Raw genomic sequence first — 23,610 nt, forward strand, 5'->3', positions numbered from 1 at the left:
CGGACGGGGACTACGTGGCATCGAAGCCGGTACGACGGCGCCTAGGACCCGCCCAGGGCACGCAGGAAACACGCCTGGGACATGCCTGGGACCCGTCGGCCTAGCCGTACATCCTGCGCATCGCGAAGTCGACCATCTGCTCCACGGCCTTCGCGTCGAAGACCATGCGGTGCTCGCCCTCCATGTCGAGGACGAAGCCGTAGCCGGTGGGGAGCAGGTCGATCACCTCGGCGCCGGTGATCACGAAGTACTTGGACTCCTTGCCGGCGTACCGGCGCAGCTCCTTGAGCGAGGTGAACATCGGGATGACCGGCTGCTGGGTGTTGTGCAGCGCCAGGAATCCGGGGTTGTCGCCGCGCGGGCAGTAGACCTTCGACGTCGCGAAGACCTGCTGGAAGTCCTCCGCGGACAGCGATCCCGTGGTGAACGCGCGCACCGCGTCCGCCAGCGAGGGCGGGGACGGCTCGGGGTAGAGCGGCGGCTGCTGGCCGTACCCGCCGGGCATCTGTTGCTGCGGCTGGGCGTACTGCTGCTGGGCGGCACCACCAGTCGCGTCATGGCCGTATCCGTACATGCGTCAAAGAGTAGTCGGCCACATATGGGCCATCAGGGGTTGATTCTTATTACCGACGGGTAGCATCATCGGAGCTACTTGCTGGTACGTGTAACGAGGCTGCGAGTATCTCCGCCTCCCCGATCCCTTACGGAGCCGTCGCCATGGGGCACTACAAGTCGAATCTCCGCGACATCGAGTTCAACCTCTTCGAGGTGCTCGGGCGCGACAAGCTGTACGGCACCGGACCCTTCGCGGAGATGGACGTCGACACGGCCAAGAGCGTCCTCGAGGAGCTGACCCGTCTCTCGGAGAACGAGCTGGCGGAGTCCTTCGCGGACGCCGACCGCAACCCGCCGGTCTTCGACCCGGAGACCAACACGGCTCCCGTACCGGCCTCCTTCAAGAAGTCGTACAAGGCCTTCATGGACTCCGAGTACTGGCGGCTGGGCCTGCCCGAGGAGCTCGGTGGTACGACCGCGCCCCCGTCGCTGATCTGGGCGTACGCGGAGCTGATCCTCGGCGCGAACCCGGCCGTGTGGATGTACTCGTCCGGCCCGGCGTTCGCCCGCATCCTCTTCGACGAGGGCACCGAGGAGCAGAAGAAGATCGCGCAGATAGCGGTCGACAAGACCTGGGGCTCGACGATGGTGCTGACCGAGCCGGACGCCGGTTCGGACGTCGGCGCCGGGCGCACCAAGGCGGTCCAGCAGGAGGACGGCTCCTGGCACATCGAGGGCGTGAAGCGGTTCATCACGTCCGGTGAGCACGACATGGAGGAGAACATCCTCCACTACGTCCTCGCCCGCCCCGAGGGCCACGGCCCCGGCACCAAGGGCCTGTCCCTCTTCCTCGTCCCGAAGTACCTCTTCGACTTCGAGACCGGCGAGCTGGGCGAGCGCAACGGCGTGTACGCGACGAACGTCGAGCACAAGATGGGCCTCAAGGCGTCCAACACGTGCGAGATGACCTTCGGCGACCGTCACCCCGCCAAGGGCTGGCTGATCGGCGACAAGCACGACGGCATCCGCCAGATGTTCCGCATCATCGAGTTCGCCCGCATGATGGTCGGCACGAAGGCGATCTCGACGCTCTCGACGGGTTACCTGAACGCGCTGGAGTACGCCAAGGAGCGCGTCCAGGGCCCCGACCTCGCGCAGTTCATGGACAAGACCGCGCCCAAGGTCACCATCACGCACCACCCGGACGTACGCCGCTCGCTGATCACGCAGAAGGCGTACGCGGAGGGCATGCGCGCGCTGGTGCTGCACACCTCGGCCGTCCAGGACGAGATCATGGTCAAGGAGGCCGCGGGCGAGGACACCGCCGCCCTTGAGGCCCTCAACGACCTGCTCCTGCCGATCGTGAAGGGCTACGGCTCCGAGAAGGGCTACGAGCAGCTCGCCCAGTCGCTGCAGACCTTCGGCGGCTCCGGCTTCCTGCAGGAGTACCCGATCGAGCAGTACATCCGCGACGCCAAGATCGACACCCTGTACGAGGGCACGACCGCGATCCAGGGCCAGGACTTCTTCTTCCGGAAGATCGTCCGCAACCAGGGCGCGGCGCTGAACTCCCTCGCCGAGGACATCAAGGAGTTCCTGGCGCTCGGCACCGGCGGCGAGGAGCTGTCCACGGCCCGCGAGCAGCTCGCCAAGGCGGCCGTCGAGCTGGAGGCGATCGTCGGTCTCATGCTCACGGACCTCGCGGCGACCGAGCAGGACGTCAAGAACATCTACAAGGTCGGTCTGAACACGACCCGCCTGCTCCTCGCCTCCGGTGACGTGGTCGTCGGCTACCTGCTGCTGCGCGGCGCCGCCGTGGCCGCCGAGAAGCTGGAGACGGCCTCGGCGAAGGACAAGCCCTTCTACACCGGCAAGATCGCCGCGGCGAAGTTCTTCGCGGCCAACGTCCTGCCCGGCGTCACCGGCGCCCGCAAGCTCGCCGAGGGCGTGGAGCTGGACCTGATGGAGTTGGACGAGGCGGCGTTCTAGGACGGAGGCGGCGTTCCAGGACGTAGGACGCCGGTGACGTAGGACGCCGGTAGCCAAATCGATGCCAGTGGCTGAAGCGATGCCAGTGGCTGAAGCAACGCACGGCGTCTGAAGCACTGACGGCGGCCCGTTCCCGGATTCGGTTTCCGGGAACGGGCCGCCGTCTCCGTGCCAGGCCCGGCACGGAGACGGCGGCACGCATCGGCCCGGGGGAGGACCCCTCCGGGAAAGCCGACGCCGAACCGGACACCAAACCGGACACCAAACCGGACACCACACCGGGCGCCGAACCGGACGCTGAAACGGAACCTGTCCATCCAGTCAGGTGTCCGGCCTTCACATCCCCCTTACGAATGCCCGTTCCCCATCCCCGGGAACGGCCCCTCAGGCGTCGTTAAGGTGAACCCCATGAGCACAAGCGCCCGCTTCGACCGCGGCCACACTGACGACCTCATGACCTTCCTGGCGGCGAGCCCGACGCCGTACCACGCCGTGGCGAACGCCGCCGAGCGACTGGAGAAGGCCGGATTCCGTCAGGTCGCCGAAACCGACGCGTGGGACGGGACGAGCGGCGGCAAGTACGTGCTGCGCGGCGGCGCGATCGTCGCCTGGTACGTGCCCGAGGGCGCCGACCCGCACACCCCGTACCGGATCGTGGGCGCGCACACCGACTCACCCAATCTGCGGGTGAAGCCGCGGCCGGACAGCGGGGCGCACGGCTGGCGCCAGGTGGCCGTGGAGATCTACGGCGGGCCACTGCTGAACTCCTGGCTGGACCGGGACCTGGGCCTGGCGGGGCGGCTGACGCTGAAGGACGGCTCCTCACGCCTGGTGAACATCGACCGCCCCCTGCTGCGCGTGCCCCAGCTCGCCGTCCACCTCGACCGCTCCGTCTCCACCGACGGCCTCAAGCTCGACAAGCAGCGCCATCTGCAGCCCATCTGGGGCCTCGGCGACCCCCGCGAGGGCGATCTGATCGCCTTCCTGGAGGAGGAGTCCGGGCTGCCGGCGGGCGAGGTCACCGGCTGGGACCTGATGACCCACTCCGTCGAACGCCCGGCCTACCTGGGCCGCGACAAGGAGCTGGTGGCCGGCCCGCGCATGGACAACCTGCTGTCCCTGCACGCGGGCACGGCGGCACTGATCGCGGTGGCCACACGCGCCGGAACCGACTCGGACACCGGCACCAGCCTCCCGTACATCCCCGTGCTCGCGGCCTTCGACCACGAGGAGAACGGCTCGCAGAGCGACACCGGCGCCGACGGTCCACTGCTCGGCGGTGTCCTGGAGCGCTCGGTGTACGCGCGTGGCGGCTCGTACGAGGGCCGGGCGCGCGCCTTCGCGGGCACGATCTGTCTCTCCTCCGACACCGGCCACGCCGTCCACCCCAACTACGCGGAGCGGCACGACCCGACGCACCACCCGCGCGCGGGCGGCGGCCCCATCCTCAAGGTGAACGTCAACAACCGCTACGCCACGGACGGTTCGGGCCGCGCCGTCTTCGCCGCCGCCTGCGCGAAGGCCGGCGTCCCCTTCCAGTCCTTCGTCTCCAACAACTCCATGCCCTGCGGCACCACCATCGGCCCGATCACCGCGGCCCGCCACGGCATCAAGACCGTCGACATCGGTGTGGCCATCCTCTCGATGCACAGCGCCCGCGAACTGTGCGGCGCCGACGACCCGTTCCTGCTGGCCAACGCGCTGGTGGCGTTCCTGGAGGGATAGAGCCGCGAGGCGACATCCCCCCGCCCCTGGCCGATGGGCGTCTCCCCTCATGTCTGCAGCCGCCACGTATCCTGAACCGTTCACCGCACGGGGGGGGTGGGGGGAAGGGGAGCGCTGTCGTGGAGTTCAGGCTGCTCGAAACGGTCGCCGTGGCCACCGGGGGCGGCGAACTACCGCTCGGTCCCGCCTGACCAGCGGCAAGAAGGTCTACTCGGCGATCGTCCTCGACCCGACGCAGCAGGGCGGCGACTCCTGGGACCTGGTGCGCCTGTCGATGGACACCGGCGGCACCGAGTCGGACTCCGCGAACCTGTTGACGCAGAAGCTGCGGGACAAAGTCACCTCGGGCCCCGACCTGGCCGTCACCAACTGGAACACGGCCAAGCCGTACAACTTCTGCTCTGCCCGGCCCTTCTGCTCCGTCCGGCCCTTCTGGTCCCTCCAGCCCTTCTGGTCCGCGGGCGACTCAGCCGTCCATCCCGGCCAGGACCAGCGGCAGCCGGTCCGCCCCGCCCTCGGTGAGGCGGACCGGCACGCCCCAGTCCTGCTGGTGGACGTGACAGGCGGGATACTCGTTCGCGGGGTCGTCGTCACAGGACGCCGCCATCGCGGAGACGTGCAACACGCCCTCCTTCACCTCCGGGTTGAGCTCCAGCGTGCGGGACAGGTCCGTGTCCGCGCCCTCGCCCTTCAGCAGCAGCTCGGGTGGGGTGGAGGAGACCAGCAGCCAGGTCGAGGGCCCGATGGGGGTGCCCCCGCGCGAGTCTGTTCGAGCGTGGGGGAGGATGTCCAGCTTCTGGCCCGCCGGGGCCTGGAAGATGACGTCCAGCCGCAGCTCGCCGGGGGCGACTTCGGTGGCGGCGCGCTGGGTGCGGTGGGCGACCGACTCCACCCGTACGGCCTCCTCGGGCAGCCGCAGCCGGGTCAGGCGGTGCCGTGCCGACTCCACGACCACGATGTCGTCCCCGACGAGGACCGCGTCGCTCGGCTCCCTCAAGTCGGTCGCCAGCGTGGTCACTTCGCCCGTCACGGGATCGTAGCGGCGCAGCGCGTGGTTGTACGTGTCGCTGACGGCGACCGATCCGTCGGGGAGTGCCGTGACGCCCAACGGGTGCTGGAACAGGGCCTGTCCGGCGGCCCCGTCGCGGTGCCCGAAGTCGAACAGGCCGGTGCCGACGGCGGTGTGCACGGCCCCGTCGAGGTCCACCCAGCGCAGGGCGGAGGTCTCGGAGTCGGCGAGCCAGAGCCGGTCGGCGGTGGCGGCGAGCCCGGACGGCTGCGCGAACCAGGCCTCGGCTCCCGGTCCGTCGACGAGCCCTTCGTTCGTCGTACCGGCCGCGACCCCGACGGTCCCGCTCTCGGGGTCGTACACCCACAGCTGGTGCACCCCGGCCATGGCGATCCAGACCTTGCCGCCGAACAGGGCCACGTCCCACGGCGAGGACAGGTCGACCTCGCGCGCCGGTCCGGACGTCGGCGAGCCCTGCCACCACTGGCGCCCCGTCCCCGCGAGGGTGGTGACCTCGCCGGTCGCGAGGTCCAGCCGACGCAGCGCGTGATTCACGGTGTCCGCGACGACGACCGAGCCGTCGTCGAGCAGCGCCATCCCCTGCGGTTCACTGAACCCGGCCGCCCCGGCCGCCCCGTCCACAAACCCCCGTACGCCGGACCCGATCCGCCGTACGACACTCTCCCCATCGCCCTCCAGCTCGACGAGCTGGTGCCGGGTCGTGTCGCTGACCAGGAGGTTCCCGTTCGGCAGCGCGAGCGCCTTGCCGGGGAAACGGAGCACGGTCGGCTCCGCCTCGGGCGCCACGTACGGCCCGTCGCCGCGCCGCAACGTCCCCTTCTCGGCGTGCTCGGCCTCCAACTCCTCCACCAGCCGGGCGATCGCGTGCGCGTGCCCCTCACCGGCGTGCTGCGCGACGACGTACCCCTCGGGGTCGATCACGACGAGCGTCGGCCAGGCCCGTACGGCGTACTGCTTCCAGGTCGCGAGCTCGGGGTCGTCGAGCACCGGGTGCTCGACCCCGTACCGCTCGACGGCGTCGACCACCGCCTGGTGCTCGGCCTCGTGCACGAACTTCGGCGAGTGCACCCCGATGATCACCACCGTGTCCCGGTGCTTCTCCTCCAGCTCGCGCAGCTCGTCCAGGACGTGCAGGCAATTCACGCAACAAAATGTCCAAAAATCAACGATTACGATGCGACCTCGAAGGTCAGCGAGGCTGAGCCCTCCACCGACTGTGTTGATCCAGCCACCCTTACCTGCCAGTTCAGGGGCCCGGACGCGTGCTCGCTTTGCCATGGTTCAAGCCAACCACACCCCCCCCGAGCCCTATTCCGCCCGGCCTTCCCCGGCCCGGACGATCCGCAGATCACCCTGTGAACGCACAGCGGAGTCAGCGGAGTCAGCGGAGTCAAAGGCAAGGAACTCACCTCAGGGCATGGCCCGTCGTGGCGTCCACGTGGTCCGGGACCTCGTCATGGCGGTCGCCGACGCTGACGGTTCCGGTGGGCTCGAAGAGGAGGATCGCGGCGCCGGTCGGGGCGCTCGGCTTGTGTTCGGTGCCACGGGGGACGGTGAAGACGGAGCCCTTGGGGAGGACGACGGTCCGCTCGCCCGCCGTCTCCCGGAGCGCGATGGTCAGCTCTCCCTCCAGAACCAGGAAGAACTCGTCCGTGTGGTCGTGCACGTGCCACACATGCTCGCCCTCGACCTTGGCGATGCGTACGTCGTAGTCGTTGACGGCGGTGACGATACGGGGGCTCCAGAGGTCGGAGAAGGAGGCGAGGGCGGCGGCCAGGGAGACGGGTTCGGTGTTCATGGACTCATCCTGGCCGTGTCTCCCGGGCCGCACGAGTGCTAGAAATCGCATATGCCGCAAGGATCCTCTCAGTCCGACGGACGACGACCGCACCGGGTCGCCGTGATCATCGACGAGGGCACCAACCCGTTCGAGGTCGGCGTGGCGACCGAGCTGTTCGGACTGCCTCGGCCCGAACTCGGCCTCCCTGGACCGCTGTACGAGGTGACGCTGTGCACGCCCTCGCCCGAGGTCCGGATGAACCATGGCTTCTTCACCCTCACCGGAGTACCCGGTCTGGAGGCCGTGGACGAGGCGGACACCCTCGTCGTGCCCGGCCGCCCGGACAACGTCGTGCCGCGCGGCACCGCCGTGCTCGACGCCATCCGCCGCACCCACGCGCGCGGGGCCCGTGTCCTGAGCCTGTGCACCGGCAGCTTCGCGCTCGCCGAGGCCGGGCTCCTCGACGGGCGCCGGGCCACGACACACTGGCGCTGGGCCGACTCCTTCCGGCAGCTGCATCCGAGGGTCCTGCTGGAACCGGACGTGCTGTTCGTGGACGAGGGCGACATCCTGACCGCCGCCGGCAGCGCCGCGGCGCTCGACCTCGGGCTGCACGTCTGGCGGCTCGACCACGGCGCCGAGATCGCCAACGCCGTGTCGCGGCGGCTGGTCTTCGCGGCGCACCGCGCCGGCGGGCAGCGGCAGTTCGTCGAGCGGCCCGTGCCCGACGTACCGGACGAGTCCCTCGCACCGCTGCTGGCCTGGGCGCTGGAGCGGATCGGCGAGCCGCTCACGGTCGCGGACCTCGCGGCGTACGCGGCGGTCAGCACGGCCACGCTGCACCGCCGTTTCCGGGCACAGCTGGGCACGACTCCGCTGGCGTGGCTGACCGGGGAGAGGGTCGCGCTCGCGTGTCGCCTCATCGAGCGGGGCGAGCACCGGCTCGACGTCGTCGCGCAGCACAGCGGCCTCGGCAGCGCCGCGAACCTGCGGGCGCGGCTGCGACGGGAGACGGGCCTCAGCCCATCGGCCTACCGACGGCGTTTCGGACCGGCCATCGGGGAAGCCCTGCCTTTATGAGATTCCTCGTGCGCGACCGGCTCCTCGGCTTCGGTGACGACTACTGGATCGAGGACGACCACGGCACCAAGGTGTTCCTCGTCGACGGCAAGGCGATGCGGCTGCGGGACACCTTCGAGCTGAAGGACACCCATGGGCGTGTCCTCATCGACATCCACCAGAAGATGTTCGCCCTGCGCGACACGATGGTGATCGGGCGGGACGGGGAACCGCTGGCGACGATCAGACGCAAGCGGCTGTCCCTGCTCCGCAACCACTACCGGGTGTCCCTGGTGGACGGTACGGAACTCGACGTCAGCGGCAAGATCCTCGACCGCGAGTTCGCCATCGACTACGACGGTGAGCTGCTGGCGGTGATCTCGCGCCGGTGGCTGCACGTACGGGAGACGTACGGCGTCGACGTCGTCCGCGAGGACGCGGACCCCGCGCTGCTGATCGCGGTGGCGGTGTGCGTGATCCACTTGGCGGAGAGGGAACGGGGCGAGGACTGACTCAGAGGACCGGGAACGAGGACTGACTCGAAGGACCGGACCGAGATCTGTCCCGAAGTCACGGACCGAAGGCACCGACCGAAGGCCGACTCAGCGGCGGGGCGCCGCCAGCCCCAGCATCCGGTCCTTCAGCGCCGGGAACTGCTCGCGCGTGGTCGCCACCTTCCCGGGGTCGAAGTCCACTGTGAGCACCTGCTCCCCGTCCCCGGCCTCTGCCAGGACCTCCCCCCACGGATCGACCACGATCGAGTGACCGGCCTGGGGAACGCCCGCATGGGTACCGGCCGTTCCACAGGCAAGAACGAACGCCTGGTTCTCGACCGCGCGGGCCTGGGCGAGCAGCGTCCAGTGGGAGCGACGCCGCTCGGGCCAGCCGGCCGAGAGGACGAAGGTCTCGGCGCCCGCGTCGACGAGCCCGCGGAAGAGCTCGGGGAAGCGGAGGTCGTAGCAGGTGGCGAGGCCGACGGTGGTGTCCGGCAGAGGGACCGTCACCAGTTCGCCGCCCGCGCCCATCAGCACCGCCTCGCCCCTGTCGAAGCCGAAGCGGTGGATCTTGCGGTAGGCGGCGGCCAGGTCGCCGGAGGGGGTGAAGAGGAGGGAGGTGTTGTAGAGCGTGCCGTCGGGGTCCCGCTCGGGGATCGAACCCGCGTGCAGCCACACGCCCGCGTCGCTCGCCGCCTTCGCCATGGCCTCGGACGTCGGCCCCGCGAGGGACTCCGCCTCCGTACCGAACGACTCGTAGGAGAACGCGCCCGTGGTCCACAGCTCCGGCAGCACGACCAGATCGACTCCGGCCTGTTCTCGTACCAGAGTCGCCAGGCGCTGCCGACGCGAATCGACCGATTCGCTGTCGTTTACGTCGATCTGGAGGAGCGAGGCGCGCACACTACCACCGTCCTGGCATTCGAGCCGTTCATACGGGCCTACGATCGTCACACGAAAGCACTGCCGGGGTGCCTCACAGCAGCGTAACTTAGCGTCCCAAGACACCCGCTACCTGAGCACTGCCCGCGTCCAACCGCCCGAGGGGTCCCGTTCCGTGAGTCTGCATCCCAGCCTTCAGTCCTACGCCGACGCCTGGACCCACTCCATTGATGCGATATCCGAGCTGGTGTCGCCGCTGGTGGAAGGCGAGTGGAACCGGCGGACACCCTGCCCCGGCTGGTCGGTGAGGGATCTCGTCTCGCACGTCATCGGGCTGGACTGCGAGATGCTGGGCGATCCACGGCCGATCCACACGCTCCCGCGTGACCTGTTCCACGTGACGAACGAGCACCAGCGGTACATGGAGATGCAGGTCGACGTGCGCCGCCACCACACGGCGCCGGAGATGACCTCCGAGCTGGAGTACACGGTCATCCGCCGCAACCGTCAGCTGCGGAACGAGTCGCGGCAGCCGGACGCGAAGGTGCGCGGTCCGCTCGGGACCGAGATCACCCTCGAACAGGCCATGCGGAACCGGGCCTTCGATGTGTGGGTGCACGAGCAGGACCTCCGAGCCTCCCTCGGCGTCCCCGGCAACCTCGACTCCCCGGGCGCCCACATCGTCCGCGACGAACTGCTCGCGGCCCTCCCGAAGGTCGTCGCCAAGGACGCGGGGGCGCCCGCGAATTCGGCGGTCGTCTTCGACATCCACGGGCCGCTGGAGTTCCTGCGCACGGTGCGTGTCGACGCCGAGGGACGCGGCTCGATAGACGGCGCCCCCTCCCTCGGCCCCGCCGCCACCCTCACCCTCGACTGGGAGACGTACTACCGCCTCGCCTGCGGCCGCGTTTCACCCGAGGCGGTCTCCGACCGCATCAAGACGGAAGGCGACCCGGAACTGACCACGGCCATCCTGAGGAACTTCACGGTCACGCGGTAGCACGGGGGCCGGCCGGACCTCCATGAGAAACAGCCGTTCTGTCAGGTGTGGGCAGTGCTGAACAGCTGACCGCCCTGTCCCCGGTTCCACACCTGTGACGTCTGAGCATTCCGCTGCGCTGGATGTACGGGGCACCTTGTGACAGCTGTGCCCAAAGCTATGGCAGTTATAGCGGGGGGAGAGCGTGGCTCTGCGTGCAGCACGTCACCGGCCCCCCACATTCGGCATGTGGCCTGTGATGCCACGTTCCTTCAGGGTGGGGCATGAGAACTGAACACAGGGGTGACCACGCGCGTCGCGGTGGGCTGAAAACGCGCGCGTGGGTGGCGCTGGGGGCGGTCGTCGCGGGAGGCGGCGTGGCCGCGGTGGCCGTCGCAGCGGTCAAGTCGGGCGGCGGTACCGGGGCGTCGGCCGTGTCGGCACCGATCAAGACGCATGTGCACTCGCTGCCCCTGACCGGGACCGACGCGTCGCTCAAGACGCTGGGCGCCAGGTCCACGGCTCCGTTCAGCATGGTGGGCGTCACCTGGAGCGGTGCACACGCCGAGCTGCGCGGCACGGTGGAGGTACGGACCCGTTCCGCCGTGGGCGGCCACTGGACGCAGTGGCTGAAGTTGCAGCAGCCGGACGACATTCCCGACCCTTCCGAGCTGGACCGTCCCGGGGTACGCGGCGGGATGTCGCCGATGTGGTCGGGGCCGTCGAACGGAATCCAGGTCCGCGCGACTGGCGCGCACCACGCGACCGCGCTGCCCGCCGGGCTGCGGGTGGACCTGATCGATCCGGGCAAGGCCGCCACCGGCGCCGGAGAGGCGTCGGGCTCCGGCATGGGGCTGGCGGGCTACGCCATGGACGTGGCGGCCACCGACACCGCCATGCCGACGGACAGCGGCACCGCCATGCCGACGGACGGCGGCACCGCCACGACGTCGGACAGCGGCACCCCGACCGACACGGCCACTGGCAGTGCCAGTACGCCGGACACCGCGGCCCCGACCGACTCCGCTTCCCCCGCGGACACCACGGCTACCGCGACGGCCACGGACTCCGCCTCCGCCTCGCCGTCCACCGGGACCTCTGCCTCCACCTCGCCGAGCGCGTCCGCGAGTTCCTGGCCCAGCCAGCTTCCGACGCTGTCCGAGGCGTACCCGTCCTGCCCGACCTCCTCGGCCGGCCCCTCCGCCTCGGCGTCGGCGTCGCAAACCCCGCCGGACCCGATGCCGGCCACGACCACCTCGACGGTGGCACCGCCGACGGTGGTCACCAGGGCCGGCTGGGGTGCGGACGAGTGCGCCCGGGACACCGGCTACCCGCTGTACGGAACGTCGGTGAAGACGATGTTCGTCCATCACACGGACACCACCAACGACTACTCCTGCTCGGACTCGCCGGCGATCGTGCGGGGCATCTACGCGGAGCACCTCAACCAGGGCTGGCGCGACGTCGGCTACAACTTCCTGGTCGACAAGTGCGGCACCATCTTCGAGGGCCGCTTCGGCGGGATGGCGCTGCCGCTCGTGGGCGCCCAGACGTACGGGTTCAACACCAACAGCATGGGCGTGGCCGCCATCGGCACGTACACCGACTTCACCGGCGGCGACTCCACGGCCAGCACCTTCACCGGAGCCACGCCGAGCACGGCGATGCTGGGCTCCATCGCCCGGCTCGCGGCCTGGAAGTTCGGCATGACCGGCGTGGATCCGGGCACCGGTACCGCCTCCCTGACCGAGGGGGCCTCCAACAGTTCCGGCTTCACCCTGGGCACGAGCTACAAGTTCAACGTGGTCTCCGGGCACCGCAATGGCTTCGCCACCGACTGCCCCGGCAACCAGCTCTACAACGCCCTGGCCGCAATCCGCTCCTACGCGTCCGGCCCGGTCAGTGGTGTCGCCGTCACCGGGATGTCCGGCGGGGCGGCCAAGTCCGGGACGAGCTACTACACCAGGGGCTCGGCCACGGTGAGCTGGACGGCCTCCACGCCGTCGGCGGTGATCTCCGGGTTCGACGTCCTGGTCGACGGAAAGGCCGTGGCGCACACCTCCGGCTCCGCCCGCTCCGCCTCGGTCTCGGTCGCCGCGGGCAGCCACACCGTCCAGGTGCGTGCCACCCACGTCCGAGGGTCGACCACGCTGTCCGGCTCGGTCACCCTGGTCGGCGACACCACCGCGCCCACCTTCCCGACCACTCCCACGGTGAGCGTGCGTACCGGCACGGTGAACTCCACGGCGGTCCCGGTCACGGTGACCTGGAAGGCCGCCGACACCGCGGCGCTCGCCAAGGTCCTGGCGACCTCGCCGTACTCCGCCACCTTCGGCCCCACCGTGACCTCCTGGGCGACCACCGCCAAGCCCGGCACCTCGGACCTGTTCGCCCTGAAGGCGTACGACGTGGCCGGCAACACCGCTGGCACCTCCGTCTACCGGACGCCGTACGTCATCCAGGAGACCTCCACCACCCGGACCGGTAGCTGGAGCCACAAGAGCAGCACGAGTTACCTGGGCGGCTACTCCTACAGTTCCTCGTCCGCCGGGGCCTCGATCAGCTGGACCTTCACCGGCCGCTCGGTGGCCTGGATAGTCTCGCGGGCCTCCACTTCCGGCCAGGCGTACGTCTACGTCGACGGCACCAAGGTCACCACGGTGGACCTGAAGTCCTCCACCACCCAGTACCGGCAGGCGATCTGGACCAAGACCTGGTCCAGCTCCGCCAAACACACCCTGAAGATCGTCGTGGTCGGCACCTCGGGCCGCCCCGCCGTCACCACCGACGGCATCACGACCATCGGCTGAGCAGCCTGCGCCGGAGACTGTGAAGGGCCGGCCCAGGAGGAAACCCCTCCTGGGCCGGCCCTTCCGTCTGTGCCGCGACCGAACCTACGGGCGAGAGGTGGTCCAAACCCCACACCGGGTGGCTACGCAGGGACGTGCACCGTCTCCACCCGGCTGGCCACCAACCGCTCCCGCTCCCTCCGCGCCGCCTGCTTCCGCAACCGGAAGATCTGGCTCAGCCCCACCGCCTGAAGGACGAACACCGCCGAGAACGCGACGCGATAGTTGTCCCCGGTCGCATCCAGCAGCACACCGATCGCGAACAACGTCGTCATGGAGGCGACGAAACCACCCATGTTCGTGATCCCGGACGCGGTCCCCTGCCGCTGGGGCGGATTCGCGGGCCGCGCGAAGTCGAACCCGATCATGGAAGCCGGGCCGCAGGCCCCCAGCACCGTGCACAGCACGACCAGCAGCCACATGGGATCGCGGTCGCCGGGATACGCCAACGCACTCGCCCAGACCACCGCCGTCGCCGTCACCGTCCCGAGCGCCAGCGGAAGCCGTGCCGCGTGATGCCGGGCGACGATCTGCCCGTAGACGAGACCCACGAACATGTTGGACAGCACCACGAGCGTCAGCAGTTCACCGGCCGTCGCCCGCGACAACCCCTGCGCCTCGACCAGGAACGGCATGCCCCACAGCAGCAGGAAGACCATCGCGGGGAACTGGGTCGTGAAGTGCACCCACATCCCCAGGCGCGTACCGGGCTCCCGCCAGGACACCACGATCTGCCGCCGCACATACGCGGCCCCCTGATGCGGGAACGGCTCCGGCTCATGTCCCTCGGGGTGGTCCTTCAGGAACAGGAGGAGAAGTACGAGGACGACGACTCCGGCGAACGCGCTGCCCGCGAACGCCGCCGTCCACCCCACCCCGTGCAGCAGCCGCGCGATGACGAGGGTGGAGACCAGGTTGCCCGCCATGCCCACCAGCCCGGCGAGCTGCGCGACCAGCGGACCGCGTCGCGCCGGGAACCACCGTGTGCCCAGCCGCAGCACGCTGATGAACGTCATGGCGTCCCCACAGCCCAGCAGCGCGCGCGAGGCCAGCGCCATCCCGTACGAAGGGGAGAACGCGAAGCCCAACTGGCCCGCGGTGAAGAGCAGGACGCCGATCGTCAGCACCTTCTTCGTGCCGAGCCGGTCGACGAGCAGACCCACCGGTATCTGCATGCCCGCGTAGACGAGGAGCTGGAGGATCGAGAAGGTGGAGAGGGCGGAGGCGTTCACATGGAAGCGGTCCGCGGCGTCGAGCCCGGCCACCCCCAGCGACGTACGGAAGATGACGGCGACGAAGTAGACGGAGACGCCGATGCCCCAGACGCCGATGGCCCGGCGACCGCCGGGCGGATCTCCCGGGAGCGACACGGCCGAGTGGGAGCTCATCGGACCTCTCCCCGCGCCAGGTTCGAGAACCAGCTGACGTGCCGGTGGACGATGCCGATCGCCGCCTCCGCGTCGCCGGAACGCAGCGCTTCGAGGATCTGCTCGTGCTCGGTGAGCGTCTTGGTGATCCGGTCGGGGTGGGCGTGCATGACGGCGACGCCCATCCTCAACTGCCGGTCGCGGAGCTGGTCGTAGAGCCGGGCGAGGATCTCGTTGCCACCGCTGCGGACGATCTCGGCGTGGAAGCAGCGGTCGGTGACGGCGGCGCCGGCCAGGTCGCCCGCGGCGGCCTGTTCCTTCTGCTGGGCGAGGAGTTCCTCCAGGCGCGCGATGAGGTACGGCGACGCCGGTACGGCCTTGCGGACCGAGTGCTCCTCCACGAGTTGCCGCGTCTCGACCACGTCCGCGATCTCCTGCGCGGAGACGGGCAGGACGAGCGCGCCCTTCTTCGGGTAGAGCTTGATCAGGCCCTCGACCTCGAGCCGGAGCAGCGCCTCGCGCACCGGCGTGCGCGAGACCCCCACGGCTTCGGCGAGCTCGCCCTCGGTGAGCAGCGTGCCGCCCTCGTAACGGCGTTCCAGGACACCCTGCTTGACGTGGGCGTAGACACGGTCGGCGGCGGGGGGCTGCTTGATGGCGGGCGGAGCGGACACGGACGGGGCGGCAGGCATGCGCACATCATAGATACAACACGTACGCATGTCCGTGCGCCGTCCAGGATGCGGACCGGCGCACCCCCCAAAGGCCCCTCACACAACCACCTATAGCCTCCTGACGTAACCCACGTCACACGAACCAACCCTCCTTTCAGTGCATCCCTTTGAGGGTGTCGAGAGTCCGTACGTAAGACGGCACTGCCATGTGCCGTTCTCCCAGGGGCATTTCGCGCATTCGGAGCGTTAATTTTGATTACCGGCATTAAGGGCAAGCGTATCCGCCGAGCCGCCGCTGTCACCGTCACCACCGGCGCCGTGCTGGCGGTCGGAGCGTTCGGGGCCGTCCCCGCAGGGGCCGTCACGACGCCCACGATCGTCGCCGCGGGCGGCTATGTGATGAACAACGGCACGGCCAAGACCTTGTACACCAAGGCTGCGGACACCAAGCGTTCCACCGGTTCCACCACCAAGATCATGACCGCCAAGGTCGTGCTCGCGCAGCCGAACCTGAACCTCGACGCCAAGGTCACGATCCAGAAGGCGTACAGCGACTACATCGTCGCCAACACGGCGTCCTCGGCCCACCTGATCGTCGGTGACAAGGTCACCGTCCGTCAGCTTCTCTACGGGCTGATGCTGCCGTCCGGCTGCGACGCCGCGTACGCGCTCGCCGACAAGTTCGGCTCGGGCACGACGCGTGCCGCCCGCGTGGCGTCGTTCATCGGCAAGATGAACGCCACGGCGAAGAGCCTCGGCATGACGAACACGAAGTTCGACTCGTTCGACGGCATCGGCACCGGCACCGGCACCAACTACTCGACGCCGCGCGACCTGACGAAGCTCGCCAGCAGCGCGATGAAGAACGCCACGTTCAGCACGGTCGTGAAGACCAAGTCGTACACGGCGAAGACCGTCACGAAGACCGGCACCATCCGCACCATGGCGGCGTGGACCAACACGAACACGCTGCTCAGCAGCTACAGCGGCGCCATCGGCGTGAAGACCGGCTCCGGCCCCGAGGCCAAGTACTGCCTCGTCTTCGCCGCCACCCGCAACGGCAAGACGATCATCGGCACGGTCCTCGCGTCGACCTCGATCCCCCAGCGCGCCACGGACGCGACGAAGCTCCTGAACTACGGCTTCGCCCAGTAGCCCCAGGCGCGAGGGAGGCACTCCCGGATACGGGAAACACTCCCGGACAAGGGAAACACTCCCGGCATACGACGAAGGGGGTCCGCCGCTGACCGCGGCAGGCCCCCTTCGTCGCGTTCCCTGACCGAGTTCAAGCCCGGGCATGTGCGGTCCACGCCCGGTGACGCGGCCCGGGCATCCGGGTCGCGCATCGGTATCTGCCCACGCTCGATCTTCGCAACTTTGGGAGTGGACGCGGTGAGCGCCTCGGCGGCCTCGGCCTGCGTCGACTGTTTCCCTGCACGCACGCACCCCGCAGCATGCTGTCGGCGAACGTGTCGGGCGACGTAGGCGACGTAAATGTCCTGAGAGTCTCAGCGACACGCCGTGGCTCACGGCGTGTCGCTGAGACTCAACGGCCACTCGCCGGGGCCCCGCCGGGATCCCCGACAGCACCTCTCAGGGAAACGGCCCCCTGTCCTTGGCTCATACCCCTTGGCTCACGCCCAGGTGATCAACCGCTTCGGCTGCTCCAGGATCGCCGCCACGTCGGCCAGGGCCTTCGAGCCCAGTTCGCCGTCGACCAGGCGGTGGTCGAAGCTCAGCGCCAGCGTCGTCACCTGGCGCGGCTTCACCTTGCCCTTGTGGACCCACGGCTGGAGCTTGATCGCGCCGACCGCGAGGATCGCCGACTCGCCGGGGTTGAGGATCGGCGTGCCGGTGTCGATGCCGAAGACGCCGACGTTCGTGATCGTGACCGTGCCGCCCTGCATCGCGGCCGGTGAGGTCTTGCCCTCGCGGGCCGTGGCCACCAGCTCGCCCAGTGCCTCGGCGAGCTGAGGGAGCGTCTTGACGTGCGCGTCCTTGATGTTCGGGACGAGCAGGCCACGCGGGGTCGCCGCGGCGATGCCCAGGTTGACGTAGTGCTTGAGGACGATCTCCTGGTTGGCCTCGTCCCAGGACGCGTTGACGTCCGGGTTGCGCTTGATCGCCACCAGCAGGGCCTTGGCGATGAGCAGGAGCGGGTTCACGCGGAGACCCGCGAGATCCTTGTCCTGCTTCAGCTCCTCGACCAGCTTCATCGTGCGCGTCACATCGACCGTCACGAACTCGGTGACATGCGGCGCGGTGAACGCCGAGCCGACCATCGCGGCGGCGGTGGCCTTGCGGACCCCCTTGACCGGGATACGGGTCTCCCGTGCCGTGTCGTACGTGACGACCGGGGCCGGTGCCTGGAGGCGGGCGGGGGCCTGGGCGGGGGCGGCCGGAACCGGCTCCACCACCGGGGCCGGAGCCTGGGCGGGGGCCACCGCCGCGTGCACGTCCTCGCGCGTGATGATGCCGTCCGGGCCCGACGGTGTGATCGTCGTCAGGTCGACGCCGAGGTCCTTGGCCAGCTTACGGACGGGGGGCTTGGCAAGGGGACGCTGCTGCTGGCCGTGGCCGTGGCCGTTGAGCTCGCCCTGGATCGCGGTGGCCGCCAGGAACGTCTCGGGCTGCTGGGCCGGGACCTCGGTGCCCTTGCGGGGGCGGCGCTTCGTGGAGGACTCGGCCACCCCGTACCCGACGAGGACCGGCGTGCGGCCCTCGGGCTTGGGCTCCTCGGAAGGAGCGGCAGGGGCGGGAGGGGCGGCAGGAGCGGCAGGAGCGGCAGGGGCGGCGGGGACCTGCTCGGCGGCGGGGGCCGGGGGCTCCGCGGCGGGAGCCGATCCACCGGCCACGTCCACCGCGATGATCACCTGGCCCACGTCCACCGTCGTTCCCTCGGGGAAGCGGAGTTCGCGCACCACACCGTCGTACGGGATGGGCAGCTCCACGGCGGCCTTGGCGGTCTCGACCTCGCAGACGACCTGGCCGTCGGTGACGGAGTCACCGGCCTGGACGTACCACTTGAGGATCTCCGCCTCGGTGAGCCCCTCGCCCACGTCGGGCATCTTGAACTCGCGGAGCCCCGACGCGTTCTCAGTCATCGTCGTCACGACCCTCTCCTCAGTACGCCAGCGAGCGGTCGACGGCGTCGAGCACCCGGTCCAGGCCCGGAAGGTACTCCTCCTCCAGGCGCGCCGGCGGATAGGGGGCGTGATAGCCGCCGACCCGCAGGACGGGTGCCTCCAGGTGGTAGAAGCACCGCTCCGTGATGCGGGCGGCGATCTCCGCGCCCGTACCGAGGAACACCGGGGCCTCGTGCACCACGACCAGGCGGCGGGTCTTCTCGACCGAGGCCTGGACGGAGTCGAAGTCGAGGGGCGACATCGAGCGCAGGTCCAGGACCTCGATCGACTTGCCCTCTTCCTGGGCGGCCGCGGCGGCCTCCAGGCAGACCTTCACCATGGGGCCGTAGGCGACGAGGGTCAGGTCGCTGCCCTGACGCGCCACGACCGCCTTGTGCAGCGGTCCGGGGATCGCTTCCTTGTTGACCTCGGCCTTGTCCCAGTAGCGCCGCTTGGGCTCGAAGAAGATCACCGGGTCGTCGCTCTGGATGGCCTGCTGCATCATCCAGTAGGCGTCCGACGCGTTCGACGGGGAGACCACCTTCAGGCCCGCCACGTGCGCGAACAGCGCCTCGGGGGACTCGGAGTGGTGCTCGACCGCGCCGATGCCGCCGCCGTACGGAATCCGGATCACGACGGGAAGCTTGATCTTGCCGAGCGACCGCGCGTGCATCTTCGCGAGCTGCGTGACGATCTGGTCGTACGCCGGGAAGACGAAACCGTCGAACTGGATCTCCACCACCGGACGGTAGCCGCGCAGGGCGAGGCCGATCGCCGTGCCGACGATGCCCGACTCGGCGAGCGGGGTGTCGATGACCCGGTCCTCGCCGAAGTCCTTCTGCAGCCCGTCGGTGACCCGGAAGACACCGCCGAGCTTGCCGACGTCCTCGCCCATGATCAGGACTTTGGGGTCGGCGTCGAGGGCCGTGCGCAGCGACTCGTTGATCGCCTTGGCCAGCGCCATCTTTTCCGCGGTCATCGCTACTTGCCCTCCCCTTCATCCGCGAACGACGCCTGGTAGGCGGCGAACTGGGCCCGCTCCTCGTCGACGAGCGCGTGCCCGTCCGCGTACACGTTCTCGAAGATGGCGAAGTGGTCCGGGTCCGGCATGGCCCGTACGACTTCGCGTACTCGTTTGCCCAACGCCTCGCTCTCGGCCTCAAGTTCCGCGAAGAATCCCTCGTCCGCGTGGTTTGAAGCTTCGAGATACGTGCGCAGGCGCAGGATCGGGTCCTTCACCTCCCAGGATTCGCGCTCCTCGTCGGCCCGGTACTTGGTCGGGTCGTCGGAGGTGGTGTGCGCGCCCATGCGGTAGGTGTACGCCTCGACGAGCGTGGGGCCCTCGCCGCGGCGGGCCCGCTCCAGCGCCCACTTGGTGACCGCCAGGCAGGCGAGGACGTCGTTGCCGTCGACCCGGACGCCCGGGAAGCCGTAGCCCTGCGCGCGCTGGTAGAGCGGGACGCGGGTCTGCTTCTCGGTGGGCTCGGAGATCGCCCACTGGTTGTTCTGGCAGAAGAACACGACCGGGGCGTTGTAGACCGCGGCGAAGGTGAACGATTCGGCTACGTCGCCCTGGCTGGAGGCGCCGTCCCCGAAGTACGCGATCACGGCCGAGTCCGCGCCGTCCTTGGTGATGCCCATGGCGTAGCCGGTGGCGTGCAGCGTCTGCGAGCCGATGACGATCGTGTACAGGTGGAAGTTGTTGCTGTTGGGGTCCCAGCCGCCGTTGTTCACACCCCGGAACATGCCGAGCAGGTTGGTCGGGTCGACCCCGCGGCACCAGGCGACGCCGTGCTCGCGGTAGGTCGGGAAGACGTAGTCGTCCTCGCGGGTGGCCCGCCCGGAGCCGATCTGGGCGGCCTCCTGGCCGAGCAGCGAGGCCCACAGACCCAGCTCGCCCTGGCGCTGCAGGGAGGTGGCCTCGGCGTCGAAGCGGCGGGTCAGCACCATGTCCCGGTACAGACCGCGCAGCTCTTCGGGGGTGATGTCGGCGACGTACGGGTCGTACGTGGCGTCCTTGACCCGCTTGCCTTCCGGGGTCAGCAGCTGGATGAGCTCGGGACCGGTGCCCGATGCGCCAGGTGCGCCGGGTACGCCCGGTGACTTCTTGCCGGCCGCGCTGGTGCGCTTGCTCGCGGCGCTCTTCGTACCGGTCGTACCGGCGCCGCTCTTCGCAGCGGTCGTACCGGCGCTGCGTCGCGGCTTGCGCGCGGCAGTGCTCTCCACGGTCACGTGTGCTCCTCCGTCGGTCCGGCCCCCGGGGTTGCCGGGTGGCCAGTGCGGCTCGCCTGCTCCAAGTACCCGTGCACGGGGTGGGTGCACTCGACCGGGAACAGGCGTGACAGGTGCCCCGGCGAGCGCCCTGCAACGGCAACGTTACCCAGTGCTCCACATTTCTGTGAAACCCCTCCTGACCTGCGTTTTTGCTTGGACTTCCCACTACTTTTTAGTCGGATTTCCAAGTAATGCGCACAGGTCGGGAACAGTCGCTGGTCACAGCACTGGTCGCAGCCTTGCAAGGGGCCGGAACACGGGCACGTTATCCCGGTGACCCCAGGCACGGGAAGAGTTCACCCCGGGCGGGGCCAGGGGTGGCGTGTGACACTAACTTTGTGCCCGAAAAAGGGAAAATTACCGTATTCCTCCTCGACGATCACGAGGTGGTGCGCCGGGGCGTCCATGAGCTGCTCTCGGTGGAGGACGACATCGAGGTGGTCGGCGAGGCCGGTACCGCGGCCGACGCGCTGATACGGATTCCGGCCGCGCGCCCGGACGTCGCAGTGCTCGACGTACGGCTCCCGGACGGCAGTGGCGTGGAGGTCTGCCGCGAGATCCGGTCCCAGAACGGGAACATCAAGTGCCTGATGCTGACGTCCTTCGCCGACGACGAGGCCCTCTTCGACGCGATCATGGCGGGCGCCTCGGGCTATGTGCTGAAGGCGATCCGCGGCAATGAACTGCTCTCCGCCGTACGCGATGTCGCGGCCGGAAAATCCCTGCTCGACCCGGTGGCCACCGCCCAGGTCCTGAAGCGGCTGCGCGGCGGCGGTCCCAAGAGCGACGACCGGCTCACGCACCTCACCGAGCAGGAGCGCAAGATCCTCGACCTGATCGGCGAAGGGCTCACCAACCGCGTGATCGGCGAGCGGCTGCATCTCGCCGAGAAGACGATCAAGAATTACGTGTCGAGCCTGCTGTCCAAACTGGGCATGGAACGGCGTTCCCAGGCGGCCGCTTATGTAGCGCGCATTCAGGCGGAAAAGCAGCATCACTGATCAGCACATCGCCGATCAGTACATCGCCGATCAGCACCGGCACGGATCGGTGACTTACGCGGATCGGTGACAGGATCGGTGACTTATTCGGGACTTATGGCCCCTCCTCTGGGGGCGGGCGCCTCTTTTCGGGACCTTCGGGGTGCCGGAGATTTGGGGGCATGCCCATCGACGACGACCTCGCCGTGGAACTGATCGGCCGCACCGACCACGGCCGGGTGGCCACCAGCATGCGCGCCATGCCCTTACTCGCCTCCGCCCGCCACGTCGTGATGGACGGCCGTGTGCTGCTGCGCATGCACCGGGGCTGGGGGTACCACCGGGCCTGCGCCGGGAACGTCGTCGCGTACGGCACCGACAACCTTGGTTCCGCGCGGTCCGGCGAGAGTCTGTGGTCCGTACAGATCGTGGGCCGGTGCGAGACCGTCGAGCCGACCGCGGCCCACCGGGAGTTCTTCGGTCCCCCACCGCGGCTCGTGGACGGCGAGCCTTTCGACCCGGTCTATCTGGGCATCGAGCCCCAGTTCTCCACCGTGCACTCCTTGGACGACGGCCTGGAACGGCAGTTCCAGCACGTCCTGTGACCACTCTGTGATCGAAGACGACTGTCTGTGACATGTGCCAGGTCAGGGGCCCGGCTCGTGCCCTAGCATCTGGCGCGTGCCGCGCTCATCCATACCACCCCTGGTGTCTCACACTCCCCCTCTGGGCGCCCTCCTCCGCCAGTACGCCGCCGGGTCCGCGCTGACCTGCGACCCGGTCGAACAGGGGCTGCTCAACCGCGGCTACCGGCTCCGCACCACCCACGGCCGCTACTTCCTCAAGCACCATTTCGACCCCGAGACCGCCGACCCGGTCGCGATCGACCGCCAGCACCGGGCGACCCAGCGCCTGGCCGACCTCGGCGTCCCCGTCGCGCCACCGCTGACCGGCGCAGACGGGCGCACGGTCGCCGTCATCGGGGGCCATGCGTACGCGCTGCACCCCTGGATCGACGGCCGGCACCGGCACGGCGGTCAGCTCACCACGCAGCAGTGCGCGCGGCTGGGGGCGCTCCTGGGCGTCGTCCACGCGAGTCTGGAACGGGTGATGCCGACGGAGGGCCGGGCTCCGGCGGCACCGGCCGAGGGCGCCGGGCCGACCGGGGCCACCGGTTCCGACGCAAAGGGTGCCGAGGGTGCCGATCCGGCCCGGGGTGCCGACCCCGCCGACACCTTCGCGCTCATCGACCGCCTGCTCGCCCAGGTGCGCCGTCACCGCCCCTGCGACTCCTTCGACGAACTGGCCCTGCACCGGCTCCTGGAGCGGCGCGCCCTCCTGGAGCGGCACGCCGACCGACGGCCCCCGCAGGGCGGTTCGGTGGGCTGGGTGCACGGCGACTTCCACCCGTTCAACCTGCTCTACCGCGACGGCGAACCGGCCGCGATCGTCGACTGGGACCGACTGGGCGTCCATCCCCGCGCCGAGGAGGCGGTACGCGCCGCGGTGATCTTCTTCGTACGTCCCGTCGGCACACTCGACCTGGCCAAGGTGCGGGCCTACGCGCGCGCGTACCGGCGTACCGCGGGCGCCACCCCCTCCGAACTCGCGGCCGCCGTACACCGCGTGTGGTGGGAGCGCCTCAACGACTTCTGGATGCTGCGCTGGCACTACGAGCGCGGCGACACCCGTGCCGACCCGCAGTTCCCGGCGGCCTCGGCGCTGGCGGTGTGGTGGACACGGGAGTACGACGCGGTGTGCGAGGCGTTCGCGGGCTGACCCGGGGGCGGACTGCCCCGGGGGAGCGGGCTGCCCCGGGAGCGGACCGAGCGGCGGAAAACACCACGC

The 23,610-nt window shown here is 69.6% G+C and carries 19 protein-coding genes; 10 read left to right on the forward strand and 9 right to left on the reverse strand.

All coding sequences use genetic code 11. The annotated features are described in order from the left end of the window. Positions 1–100 precede the first annotated feature (100 nt). Positions 101–574, reverse strand: a complete 474-nt coding sequence (locus tag OG747_RS21390) for an SseB family protein (RefSeq protein WP_405880936.1) — start codon at positions 572–574, stop codon at positions 101–103. Positions 575–717: 143 nt separating this feature from the next. Between OG747_RS21390 and OG747_RS21395 the strand changes: the two genes are divergently transcribed. Both OG747_RS21395 and OG747_RS21400 read left to right on the forward strand, forming a co-directional pair. Next, positions 718–2,544, forward strand: a complete 1,827-nt coding sequence (locus tag OG747_RS21395) for an acyl-CoA dehydrogenase (RefSeq protein ID WP_405880937.1) — start codon at positions 718–720, stop codon at positions 2,542–2,544. 408 nt (positions 2,545–2,952) lie between these two features. Continuing rightward, a complete protein-coding gene (locus OG747_RS21400) occupies positions 2,953–4,269 on the forward strand; it encodes a M18 family aminopeptidase (protein ID WP_405880938.1) in 1,317 nt (438 codons plus the stop codon). 466 nt (positions 4,270–4,735) lie between these two features. Here OG747_RS21400 and OG747_RS21405 read toward each other — a convergent pair whose 3' ends face one another. Both OG747_RS21405 and OG747_RS21410 read right to left on the reverse strand, forming a co-directional pair. Further along, entirely contained in the window at positions 4,736–6,577 is a 1,842-nt protein-coding gene (locus OG747_RS21405) for an NHL domain-containing thioredoxin family protein (protein ID WP_405880939.1), read from the reverse strand. Positions 6,578–6,704: 127 nt separating this feature from the next. Continuing rightward, entirely contained in the window at positions 6,705–7,097 is a 393-nt protein-coding gene (locus OG747_RS21410) for a cupin domain-containing protein (protein WP_405880941.1), read from the reverse strand. A gap of 51 nt (positions 7,098–7,148) precedes the next feature. Here OG747_RS21410 and OG747_RS21415 point away from each other — a divergent pair, with 51 nt between their 5' ends. Both OG747_RS21415 and OG747_RS21420 read left to right on the forward strand, forming a co-directional pair. Next, positions 7,149–8,159 carry a GlxA family transcriptional regulator gene (locus OG747_RS21415; protein ID WP_405880942.1) on the forward strand — a complete coding sequence of 337 codons (1,011 nt, stop codon included), beginning with the start codon at positions 7,149–7,151 and terminating at the stop codon, positions 8,157–8,159. Beyond that, positions 8,156–8,650 carry an LURP-one-related/scramblase family protein gene (locus tag OG747_RS21420; RefSeq protein ID WP_405880943.1) on the forward strand — a complete coding sequence of 165 codons (495 nt, stop codon included), beginning with the start codon at positions 8,156–8,158 and terminating at the stop codon, positions 8,648–8,650. The genes OG747_RS21415 and OG747_RS21420 overlap by 4 nt, the downstream gene beginning before the upstream one ends. 90 nt (positions 8,651–8,740) lie before the next feature. Here the strand turns inward: OG747_RS21420 and OG747_RS21425 are convergent, their stop codons facing one another. Next, positions 8,741–9,535, reverse strand: coding sequence for a carbon-nitrogen family hydrolase (locus tag OG747_RS21425; protein ID WP_405880944.1), 795 nt, complete (start codon positions 9,533–9,535; stop codon positions 8,741–8,743). A gap of 154 nt (positions 9,536–9,689) precedes the next feature. Between OG747_RS21425 and OG747_RS21430 the strand changes: the two genes are divergently transcribed. Both OG747_RS21430 and OG747_RS21435 read left to right on the forward strand, forming a co-directional pair. Beyond that, positions 9,690–10,514 carry a maleylpyruvate isomerase family mycothiol-dependent enzyme gene (locus tag OG747_RS21430; RefSeq protein WP_405880945.1) on the forward strand — a complete coding sequence of 275 codons (825 nt, stop codon included), beginning with the start codon at positions 9,690–9,692 and terminating at the stop codon, positions 10,512–10,514. 263 nt (positions 10,515–10,777) lie between these two features. Then, positions 10,778–13,303 carry an N-acetylmuramoyl-L-alanine amidase gene (locus tag OG747_RS21435; RefSeq protein ID WP_405880946.1) on the forward strand — a complete coding sequence of 842 codons (2,526 nt, stop codon included), beginning with the start codon at positions 10,778–10,780 and terminating at the stop codon, positions 13,301–13,303. Between the two features lie 122 nt (positions 13,304–13,425). Here OG747_RS21435 and OG747_RS21440 read toward each other — a convergent pair whose 3' ends face one another. Both OG747_RS21440 and OG747_RS21445 read right to left on the reverse strand, forming a co-directional pair. After that, positions 13,426–14,730 (reverse strand): nitrate/nitrite transporter, encoded by a 1,305-nt coding sequence (locus tag OG747_RS21440; RefSeq protein WP_405880947.1) that lies wholly within the window; start codon positions 14,728–14,730, stop codon positions 13,426–13,428. Next, positions 14,727–15,401 carry a GntR family transcriptional regulator gene (locus OG747_RS21445; RefSeq protein ID WP_405880948.1) on the reverse strand — a complete coding sequence of 225 codons (675 nt, stop codon included), beginning with the start codon at positions 15,399–15,401 and terminating at the stop codon, positions 14,727–14,729. The genes OG747_RS21440 and OG747_RS21445 overlap by 4 nt, the downstream gene beginning before the upstream one ends. A 234-nt stretch (positions 15,402–15,635) precedes the next feature. Between OG747_RS21445 and OG747_RS21450 the strand changes: the two genes are divergently transcribed. Continuing rightward, entirely contained in the window at positions 15,636–16,538 is a 903-nt protein-coding gene (locus tag OG747_RS21450) for a D-alanyl-D-alanine carboxypeptidase family protein (RefSeq protein ID WP_405880949.1), read from the forward strand. Positions 16,539–17,017: 479 nt separating this feature from the next. Here OG747_RS21450 and OG747_RS21455 read toward each other — a convergent pair whose 3' ends face one another. Genes OG747_RS21455 through pdhA form a run of 3 tightly spaced genes read right to left on the reverse strand, consistent with a single transcriptional unit; the run spans position 17,018 to position 20,740 of the window. Beyond that, the gene (locus OG747_RS21455; RefSeq protein ID WP_405880950.1) at positions 17,018–18,496 is read right to left on the reverse strand and encodes a dihydrolipoamide acetyltransferase family protein; all 1,479 of its coding nucleotides are present in this window, start codon (positions 18,494–18,496) and stop codon (positions 17,018–17,020) included. 10 nt (positions 18,497–18,506) lie between these two features. Next, positions 18,507–19,487: an alpha-ketoacid dehydrogenase subunit beta gene (locus tag OG747_RS21460; RefSeq protein WP_405880951.1), complete on the reverse strand. Its 981-nt coding sequence runs from the start codon at positions 19,485–19,487 to the stop codon at positions 18,507–18,509. Positions 19,488–19,489: 2 nt separating this feature from the next. Then, entirely contained in the window at positions 19,490–20,740 is a 1,251-nt protein-coding gene (pdhA, locus tag OG747_RS21465; protein ID WP_405880952.1) for a pyruvate dehydrogenase (acetyl-transferring) E1 component subunit alpha, read from the reverse strand. 380 nt (positions 20,741–21,120) lie between these two features. Between pdhA and OG747_RS21470 the strand changes: the two genes are divergently transcribed. The 3 genes from OG747_RS21470 (at position 21,121) to OG747_RS21480 (ending at position 23,541) form a co-directional block, all read left to right on the forward strand. Then, positions 21,121–21,783, forward strand: coding sequence for a response regulator (locus OG747_RS21470; RefSeq protein WP_405880953.1), 663 nt, complete (start codon positions 21,121–21,123; stop codon positions 21,781–21,783). 161 nt (positions 21,784–21,944) lie between these two features. Continuing rightward, positions 21,945–22,367 carry a pyridoxamine 5'-phosphate oxidase family protein gene (locus OG747_RS21475; RefSeq protein WP_405880954.1) on the forward strand — a complete coding sequence of 141 codons (423 nt, stop codon included), beginning with the start codon at positions 21,945–21,947 and terminating at the stop codon, positions 22,365–22,367. Positions 22,368–22,470: 103 nt separating this feature from the next. Beyond that, positions 22,471–23,541: a phosphotransferase gene (locus tag OG747_RS21480; protein ID WP_405880955.1), complete on the forward strand. Its 1,071-nt coding sequence runs from the start codon at positions 22,471–22,473 to the stop codon at positions 23,539–23,541. Positions 23,542–23,610: the final 69 nt, after the last annotated feature.

It is taken from the genome of Streptomyces sp. NBC_01384, from assembly GCF_045040035.1.
GTDB lineage: Bacteria > Actinomycetota > Actinomycetes > Streptomycetales > Streptomycetaceae > Streptomyces.

Excerpts from the sequence above, each read along its gene's own strand:
- OG747_RS21415 (WP_405880942.1), top strand. The coding sequence starts at position 7,149 with ATGCCGCAAGGATCCTCTCAGTCCGACGGACGACGACCGCACCGGGTC.
- OG747_RS21400 (WP_405880938.1), top strand. The coding sequence starts at position 2,953 with ATGAGCACAAGCGCCCGCTTCGACCGCGGCCACACTGACGACCTCATG.
- OG747_RS21420 (WP_405880943.1), top strand. The coding sequence starts at position 8,156 with ATGAGATTCCTCGTGCGCGACCGGCTCCTCGGCTTCGGTGACGACTAC.
- OG747_RS21390 (WP_405880936.1), bottom strand. The coding sequence starts at position 574 with ATGTACGGATACGGCCATGACGCGACTGGTGGTGCCGCCCAGCAGCAG.
- OG747_RS21395 (WP_405880937.1), top strand. The coding sequence starts at position 718 with ATGGGGCACTACAAGTCGAATCTCCGCGACATCGAGTTCAACCTCTTC.
- OG747_RS21460 (WP_405880951.1), bottom strand. The coding sequence starts at position 19,487 with ATGACCGCGGAAAAGATGGCGCTGGCCAAGGCGATCAACGAGTCGCTG.
- OG747_RS21410 (WP_405880941.1), bottom strand. The coding sequence starts at position 7,097 with ATGAACACCGAACCCGTCTCCCTGGCCGCCGCCCTCGCCTCCTTCTCC.
- OG747_RS21445 (WP_405880948.1), bottom strand. The coding sequence starts at position 15,401 with ATGCCTGCCGCCCCGTCCGTGTCCGCTCCGCCCGCCATCAAGCAGCCC.
- OG747_RS21435 (WP_405880946.1), top strand. The coding sequence starts at position 10,778 with ATGAGAACTGAACACAGGGGTGACCACGCGCGTCGCGGTGGGCTGAAA.
- OG747_RS21440 (WP_405880947.1), bottom strand. The coding sequence starts at position 14,730 with ATGAGCTCCCACTCGGCCGTGTCGCTCCCGGGAGATCCGCCCGGCGGT.
- OG747_RS21405 (WP_405880939.1), bottom strand. The coding sequence starts at position 6,577 with ATGGCAAAGCGAGCACGCGTCCGGGCCCCTGAACTGGCAGGTAAGGGT.
- OG747_RS21475 (WP_405880954.1), top strand. The coding sequence starts at position 21,945 with ATGCCCATCGACGACGACCTCGCCGTGGAACTGATCGGCCGCACCGAC.